This window comes from Leisingera sp. F5, assembly GCF_001593695.1.
Window position 1 is genome coordinate 1 of the sequence record NZ_LUKH01000842.1, and the last position, 1,583, is coordinate 1,583.

Annotated in this window: 2 protein-coding genes; one reads left to right on the top strand and one right to left on the bottom strand. The window is 63.8% G+C overall.

Features of this window, described 5'->3' with window-relative positions; translation table 11 throughout:
* On the bottom strand, nucleotides 1–984 hold a 984-nt coding region (locus A2I95_RS36635), incomplete at its 3' end, for an acyl-CoA dehydrogenase family protein (protein WP_291737401.1).
* A 142-nt stretch (nucleotides 985–1,126) separates the two neighbouring features.
* Here A2I95_RS36635 and A2I95_RS36640 point away from each other — a divergent pair.
* A partial coding sequence (locus A2I95_RS36640) for an L-threonylcarbamoyladenylate synthase (protein WP_291737402.1) occupies nucleotides 1,127–1,583 on the top strand: 457 nt, incomplete at its 3' end.

Here is a 1,583-nt window from a genome sequence, read left to right on the forward strand (position 1 = left end):
GAAACCACTGGCGGTGCGGCCCTGCTTGCGCTCCAGCGCATAGGCCAGCGCGTGCTGATAGGCGCCTTCGCCAGCACCTACGCCCTGCCCGCCCACGCCCAAACGCGCGTTGTTCATCATGGTGAACATCGCCGCCATGCCGCCATGCTCCGCGCCGACCAGCCAGCCGGTGGCGCCGTCATATTGCATCACGCAAGTGGGAGAGCCGTGCAGACCCATCTTGTGTTCAAGGCTGACGACCTTAAGGTCATTTGCCTTGCCCGGGTTGCCGTCGGCATCCGGCAGGTACTTTGGCACCAGGAACAGCGAAATGCCTTTGGTCCCCGGCGCGCCGTCCGGCAGCCGCGCCAGCACCAGATGGCAAATGTTGCCGCAGAAATCGTTATCACCCCAAGAGATAAAGATCTTCTGACCGCTGACCGCATAAGTGCCATCGCCATTCGGCACCGCCTTGGAGCTGAGCGCGCCCACGTCTGAACCGGCCTGCGGCTCGGTCAGGTTCATGGTGCCGGACCATTCGCCGGAGATCAGCTTGGGCAAATACAGGTCCTTGATCGCATCTGAGGCATGATGCTCCAGCGCCTCGATCTGGCCCTGGCTCATCAGGGGTGCCAGCTGCAGCGACAGGCAGGCGCCTGCCATCATCTCGTTCACCGCAGTGGCCACGGTCAGCGGCAGCCCCATGCCACCGTGTTCCTGCGGCGCGCTCATGCCGATCCAGCCGCCCTCTGCGATGGCTTTGAACCCGTCACCGAAACCGGGCGAGGTCCGCAGGACGCCGTTTTCCAAAAAAGCCGGGGTCAGATCGCCGTTGCGCTGCAAAGGGGCCATCACCTCGCCGCACATCTTGCCAGCCTCGTTGAGGATGGCGCTCACTATGTCTGGCGTTGCCTCGGCAAAACGGTCTGTGGCCGGGATGGCATCATAGCCGACAACATGGTTCAACAGAAACTCATACTCGGAAACGGGGGCACGGAAGGTCATGGGCGTCCTCTGGCGGTCTTTTAAGGGGCGTCCTGGCACGGGTAGCCTTGGCTTCCCGGCACGGGCCTATTATGGTCGATGGCTTGACCGATTACCTAATCGGACGCTCATTTCAATCAACCAAAACGCCGCGTCACCCGGAATGCCCCTGCAAAGCACCGAAATCCTTGCCGCCACGGCAACCGGCATTGCCCGCGCCGCCGGACTGCTGCGGGAAGGCAAACTCGTCTCTTTCCCGACCGAGACGGTCTATGGTCTTGGCGCCGACGCCCGGCAGGGCGCGGCGGTGGCCGCAATCTATGAGGCCAAGGGCCGGCCCTCCTTCAACCCATTGATCGCGCATGTTCATTCGGCCGAGGCGGCACAGCGCTATGTTCAGTGGAACGATACGGCAGAGCTGCTGGCCGACGCCTTTTGGCCTGGCCCGCTGACCCTGGTGCTGCCGCTGCGTGCTGGCCACGGGATTTCGCCGCTGGTCACTGCCGGGCTGGAAACTTTGGGGGTGCGCGTACCGGCCCACCCCGCTGGCCAGGCATTGCTGCAGGCATTGGACGGCCCGGTGGCCGCTCCTTCCGCCAACCCATCCGGCAAGATCAGCC